This window comes from Humibacter sp. (genome assembly GCF_051954055.1).
GTDB lineage: Bacteria > Actinomycetota > Actinomycetes > Actinomycetales > Microbacteriaceae > Humibacter.
In genome coordinates this window covers 22,848-28,914 of the sequence record NZ_JBQCIE010000137.1, presented here as the reverse complement: position 1 = coordinate 28,914, position 6,067 = coordinate 22,848, and the positions used below count along the sequence as shown (strand labels likewise).

Sequence of the window (6,067 nt, the reverse complement as noted above, 5' to 3'; positions counted from 1 at the left end):
CTCGACGAGGCCGTCGCGCAGCTCGGCGCCGCCGTAGCCGAGCTGCGACAGCTGGCGCACGGCGTTCGACCGAGCGCGCTCGACGACGGGCTCGCGGCGGCCCTGTCCGAGCTGGAGCGACTCTCGCCGCAGACGATCGAGCTCGACGTGCGCGCCGGGGAGCTGCCGGATGCCGTCGCCACCACCGCGTACTTCGTAGTGAACGAGGCGGTCGCCAACGCGCTGCGGCACGCCGAGGCATCCAGCATCCGAGTGGTCGTGCGGCACGAGAACGACGAACTGCTCGTGCGCGTGTCGGACGACGGCCGCGGCGGAGCCGCCGTGGGCACCGCGGGCGGACTGACGGGCCTCTCCGACCGGGTCTCCGCGCTGGGCGGCCGACTCTCCCTGCACTCGTCCGCGGAGACCGGAACGACGGTGGAGGCGAGCCTGCCGTGCGGGTCGTGATCGGCGAGGACTCCGCACTGTTCCGGGAAGGAATGGCGGCGCTGCTGCAGTCGGCGGGGCACGAGGTGGTCGGGCGTGCAGCGACCGGACCGTCCGCGGTTGCGCAGGTGCGCGCACATGGTCCGGATGTCGCGGTGCTCGACATCCGCATGCCGCACGACGACGAGGGAATCGCCGCGGCGCTGGAGATCCGGGCGTGGGATCCGCCGACGCCCGTGATGCTGCTCTCGCAGCACATCGAGACCCGTCGCACGGTGGAGCTGGTCACCTCGGGCGCCATCGGCTACCTGCTCAAGGACCGCGTGCTCGACGTCGACGAGTTCCTCGCCTCCCTCGAGCGGGTAGCCGCGGGCGGCACCGCCCTCGACCCGGATGTCGTGACCCGGCTCCTCGGGGCGGCGCGCGCCGCATCCGTGCTCGACGCGCTGACGCCGCGCGAGCTCGACGTGCTGCGGCTGATGGCGGAGGGCTGGTCGAATGCGGCGATCGGCGCTCGTCTGTTCCTCTCCGAGCGCACGGTGGAGACGCACATCGGCTCCGTGTTCGGCAAGCTCTCGCTCGACGACTCGCCGGACGGCAACCGCCGGGTGCGCGCCATCCTCGCCTATCTGGAGGCGCAGACCGTCTGACCTGGGGCGTCAGTGGAGGGTGTTCACTGCGCGGATCAGACGGAACAGGTCACCGACGCGGCGCTGGTCGAGCCGCAGCACCAGGCGGGGCAGGTCGAGGCGGTCCGCATCGGCGCGCTCGGCGCGCAGTGGTGCGGTGCGTGCGATGCCGCCGTCGGGGGCGAGGTCGCCGAACCGCTCGTTGAGGGAGGCCACCTCGGCCTCCGTCGGCTCCTTCTTGAGCCTCAGCACGAGCCGTCGCCCGACCCAGCGCAGCGAGTCGTAGTTGCGCCAGAATCCGGTGATCTCCGCCACTGCGGCATCCACCGAGTCGGTGACGAGCACCCGGTCGAAGTCGTCGGGCGAGATGACTCCGGTGGGGATCAGCTGCTCGTCGACGAAGCGCTTCAGCGCGGCCCAGAACGTGCCGCCAGGGGCATCCAGCAGCACGATCGGCACGGGCTCCGCTTTGCCGGTCTGCTGCAGTGTCAGGAGCTCGAACATCTCGTCGAGTGTGCCGAAACCGCCGGGCAGGCAGATGAAGCCGCGCGACTCCTTCACCAGCATGAGCTTGCGGGTGAAGAAGTACTTCATGGTGACGACGTTCGGCTCGTCCTGCACCGCCTCGTCCGGATGCTCCTCGAACGGCAGCCGGATCGACACACCGATCGAACGCCCGGGCCCGGCGCCCTCCACGGCGGCCTGCATGATGCCGGGGCCCGCGCCGGTGACGGCCATCCATCCCCGTTCGGCGAGAGCAGAGGCGACCTCGGTGGTCTGGCGGTAGAGCGCGTCCTGCTGGCGCGTGCGCGCCGACCCGAAGATCGTCACCTTGGGCACATCCACGTAGGGCGCGAACAGGCGGAACGCTGCTCGCATCTCCTCCAGTGAGGCCGAGACGATCTTGAGGTCGAGACGGCCTGGCTCGTCCATGCCGAGCCCGATGCCCGTGGCCAGGATGCGCAGCACGAGATCGTCATCCTCCTGGATGCCCGCGGCTGCGGCCGCCGCTCGAAGCTCGTCGGCGATGGCCGGCGGGAGCGCGTCGATGGCGTTGTCGGGCATGGCCTCAGGCGGCATTCCCAGCGAGCGCGGCCGGCACGTCGGCGACCGCGACCTTGCTACGGTCCCCCGTTCGGCGGTCCCACAGCTCCACGATGCCGTCGGCGGCGTCGCGTCCGACGATCACGATGCGTGGCACGCCGATCAACTCGGCGTCGCCGAACTTCACGCCGGGTGAGACCTTGGGCCGGTCGTCGTAGAGCACGTCCAGCCCCGACGCCTCGAGGACGGCCACAACGCCGTCTGCGACCTCGTACACCGCCTCGTCCTTGCCCGTCGCGACGACGTGCACGTCGAACGGTGCGACCGACTCGGGCCAGATGAGCCCCTTGTCGTCGTTGTTCTCCTCGGCGATGATCGCCAGAATGCGCGTGACACCGATCCCGTATGACCCCATCGTCACGGTCACGAGCTTGCCGTTCTCGTCGAGCACCTTCAGTCCGAGCGCCTCTGCGTACTTGCGGCCGAGCTGGAACACGTGCCCGATCTCCATGCCGCGTGCCAGCTCAACTGCACCGGAACCATCCGGCGCCGGGTCTCCCGGCAGCACCTCGGCGACCTCCACGTTGCCGTCCCAGGAGAAGTCCCGGCCGGCCACGAGGCCGAGCACGTGCTTGCCGTCGATGTTCGCACCGGTGACCCAGCCCGTGCCGTCGACGACGCGCGGGTCGACGAAGTAGCGGATCCGGGTGTGCGACTCCTCGCCCAGCACGGCACCCTCGGGCGACCACGGGCCGATGTAGCCCTTGACGAGTCCCGGATGCTTCGCGAAGTCCGCTTCCGTCGCAGGCTCCACCTCGGCGGGGGCGAACGCGACCTCGGCGCGCTTCATGTCGACCTCGCGGTTGCCAGGTAGGCCCACCACGACGACCTCGCGGGACCCGTCGAGGTGGTCGAGCGCGAGCACCACGTTCTTCAGGGTGTCGGCCGCCGTCCACGCCCGGCCGTCCGGACGCGGGTGCTTCTCGTTCGCGATCGCGACGAGCGACTCGATCGTGGGCGTGTTGGGGGTGTCGACGACCTCCTGCGGCGTGAGCTTCTCGTACGAGCGGGCCGGGGGCGCGAGCGTGGTGAACGCCTCGACGTTCGCCGCGTATCCGCCTGGCGACTGCACGAAGGTGTCCTCGCCGACGGGCGTGGGGTGCAGGAACTCCTCGCTGCGGGATCCGCCCATCGCACCGGCATCCGCCTGCACGATCACGTAGGAGAGGCCGAGCCTGGTGAAGATGCGCTCGTACGCGGACCGCTGCGCCTCGTAGGAGGCGTCGAGGCCGGCATCCGTGTAGTCGAAGGAGTAGGCATCCTTCATCGTGAACTCGCGGCCGCGCAGCAGGCCGGCGCGGGGGCGTGCCTCGTCGCGGTACTTGTCCTGGATCTGGTAGATCGTGAACGGAAGATCCTTGTATGACGAATAGAGGTCTTTCACGAGCAGGGTGAACGCCTCCTCGTGCGTCGGAGCGAGCAGGTAGTCGCCGCCCTTGCGGTCCTGCAGCCGGAACAGCAGGTCGCCGTACTCCTCCCAGCGCCCGGTGGCCTCATATGCCTCACGCGGCATCAGTGCGGGGAAGTGCACCTCCTGTGCTCCCGCCGCCGTCATCTCCTCCCGGATGATCTGCTCGATCTTGGCCTTCACCCGCAGCCCGAGCGGCAGCCAAGCGAAGATGCCGGCCGCCTGGCGCCGGATGTAACCGGCGCGCACGAGCAGCTTGTGGCTGGCGACCTCGGCGTCGGCGGGGTCTTCGCGGAGCGTTCGGAGGAAGAAGTTCGAGAGACGGGTGACCACGCCTCAAGTCTAGGGTTGGTCTCGTGCCCCTCCGCCGCGCCCGCCTGACCTCCTCGACCGCGCAGAGCGAGCTTGCCGAGGCCCTCGCCGCGCTGCGCGTGCAGCTGGATGTGCCGCAGGGCTTCCCGCCGGAGGTCACGGCCGAGGCGGACGCCGCGACGGCCGTAGCGCCCGACCTCGACCTGCGGGACATCCCCTTCGCCACACTGGATCCAGCAGGCTCGAAGGATCTCGACCAGGCGTTCCACCTGGAGCGGCTGGGTTCAGGATGGCGCGTGCGGTACGCCATTGCCGACGTGCCGGGCTTCGTCGCGCCGGGCGGCGCCGTGGACGCCGAGGCACGGAAGCGCGGGCAGACGCTGTACGCCGCGGACGGCGCCGTGCCGTTGCATCCTCCCGTGATCGGTGAACGCAAGGCGTCGCTGCTGCCCGGACAGGACAGGCCCGCGTACGTGTGGACGTTCGACCTCGACGATGCCGGAGCGGAGACATCTCACCGAGTGGAGCGGGCTCTGGTGCGTTCGCGCGTGCAGCTCGACTACGTCTCGACGCAGGCGGCTCTGGATGCGCACGACCCGGATTCGCCCGCCGCGTTGCTTCCCGAGGTGGGCAGGGCGCGCCTCGAGCAGGAACGCCTGCGCGGCGGCGCGAGCCTCAATCTCCCCGACGAGGAGATCGTGCGGGATACCTCCGGCACGTACCGGGTCGAGCGGCGGCGACCCCTCCCTCTAGAGGATTGGAACGCCCAGCTCTCGCTCCTCACCGGCATGGCGGCGGCGCGCATCATGCTCGAGGCGGGCGTGGGCATCCTGCGCACGATGCCCGCAGCGGACGACGCCGCGGTCACCGCGTTCCGCCTGCGCACGGTGGCCCTCGGGATGCCGTGGCGGTCGAGCCTGACCTACGGCGACTACCTGCGCGGGCTCGACAGGGACGACCCGCAGACGCTCGCGGTGCTGCAGGCGGCCGCGTCGCTGTTCCGGGGTGCGGGCTACGTCGCGTTCGACGGGACGCCGCCAGCGGATCCCGTGCAGGCCGCCGTCGCATCCCCTTACGCGCACGTGACCGCCCCGTTGCGCCGGCTCGTGGACCGCTGGGGCCTCGTCGTCTGCGAGTCCGCGTTCTCGGGCCGGCCCGTTCCGGACTGGGTGCGGGAGAGCCTGCCCTCGGTGCCAGGGCTCATGCAGTCGTCGACGGAGCGGGCATCCCGCCTATCGTCTGGCTCGATCGATCGGGTCGAGGCCGCGATGCTGCGGGACTGGATCGGCGCGCGCTTCACGGCGTGGGTGCTCGAGGTGCGCGACGGACGAGCACGGCTGCAGTTGAATGAGCCCATCGTCACCGCGTCCTGCCGGGTCTCCGACACAGTGCGGGCCGGCACCACGATCGAGGTGCTTCTGCAGGGTGCGGACATCGCGACGGGCAGCGTGCAGCTGGTCCCGGTCGACGAGGCCGTGAGAGCGCCGGAGCGCGAGACGAAGCCGGCGACGCAGGAAAGGGCGGCATCGTGACGACGGTTCTGCTGACCGGTTTCGAGCCGTTCGGGTCGGATGCCGTCAACCCGTCCGGGGATGCGGTACACCTGGTCGCCTCGCGGTGGCCCGGCACCGGAAGCGGGGTGCGGCTCGTCTCCGAGATACTGCCTGTCACGTTCGCAGGCTCTGCTCGGCGGCTGAACGAGCTGATCGACGAACACGATCCCGACGTCGTCATCGCCACCGGTCTCGCCGGCGGCCGCTCTCGAGTGTCGGTGGAACGCGTCGGCGTGAACCTGATGGATGCCCGCATCCCCGACAACGACGGAGAGCAGCCGGTGGACCTGCCGTCGCTTCCCGGCGCGCCGGCGGCCGTCTTCGCATCGCTGCCGGTGAAGACGATCGTGCGGGACATCGCGGCGGCGGGCATCCCCGTCGGGCTCTCGCTCACGGCCGGCTCGTTCGTGTGCAACCACGTGCTCGTGCACGTGGCGGAGTGGGCGCATCGTTCGGGTCGAAGGGCCGGCTTCATCCACGTTCCGTGGGCGACCGGTCAGGCGCCGAACGGGGAGCCCGAGCTGCCGTTGGAGCAGCTGGCCCGGGCGTTCGAGATCGCGATCCGCACGACGCTCGCCACCGAGCGAGACATCGATGCGGTGGGCGGCACGCTGCACTAGGACTTCCCGTCCCCA

6 protein-coding genes are annotated in these 6,067 nt (G+C 70.5%); 4 read left to right on the top strand and 2 right to left on the bottom strand.

Features of this window, described 5'->3' with window-relative positions; genetic code table 11:
* Together ACTHNC_RS18065 and ACTHNC_RS18060 are read left to right on the top strand one after the other, a co-directional pair.
* Positions 1-447: sensor histidine kinase (locus ACTHNC_RS18065; protein WP_440296017.1), on the top strand; the 447-nt coding region annotated here is incomplete at its 5' end.
* Positions 435-1,076 (top strand): response regulator, encoded by a 642-nt coding sequence (locus ACTHNC_RS18060; RefSeq protein ID WP_440296016.1) that lies wholly within the window; start codon positions 435-437, stop codon positions 1,074-1,076. The genes ACTHNC_RS18065 and ACTHNC_RS18060, both read left to right, overlap by 13 nt.
* Before the next feature lie 9 nt (positions 1,077-1,085).
* On the opposite strand, the gene ACTHNC_RS18055 is transcribed toward ACTHNC_RS18060, so the two are convergent.
* Both ACTHNC_RS18055 and ACTHNC_RS18050 read right to left on the bottom strand, forming a co-directional pair.
* On the bottom strand, positions 1,086-2,120 hold the full coding sequence (locus ACTHNC_RS18055; protein WP_440296015.1) for a TIGR00730 family Rossman fold protein: 1,035 nt from the start codon (positions 2,118-2,120) through the stop codon (positions 1,086-1,088).
* Between the two features lie 4 nt (positions 2,121-2,124).
* A complete protein-coding gene (locus ACTHNC_RS18050) occupies positions 2,125-3,900 on the bottom strand; it encodes a proline--tRNA ligase (RefSeq protein ID WP_440296014.1) in 1,776 nt (591 codons plus the stop codon).
* 23 nt (positions 3,901-3,923) lie between these two features.
* On the opposite strand from ACTHNC_RS18050, the gene ACTHNC_RS18045 reads away from it, so the two are divergent.
* Positions 3,924-5,411 (top strand): ribonuclease catalytic domain-containing protein, encoded by a 1,488-nt coding sequence (locus ACTHNC_RS18045; RefSeq protein ID WP_440296013.1) that lies wholly within the window; start codon positions 3,924-3,926, stop codon positions 5,409-5,411.
* On the top strand, positions 5,408-6,052 hold the full coding sequence (pcp, locus tag ACTHNC_RS18040) for a pyroglutamyl-peptidase I (RefSeq protein WP_440296012.1): 645 nt from the start codon (positions 5,408-5,410) through the stop codon (positions 6,050-6,052). Before ACTHNC_RS18045 ends, pcp begins: the two co-directional genes overlap by 4 nt.
* Positions 6,053-6,067 lie beyond the last annotated feature (15 nt).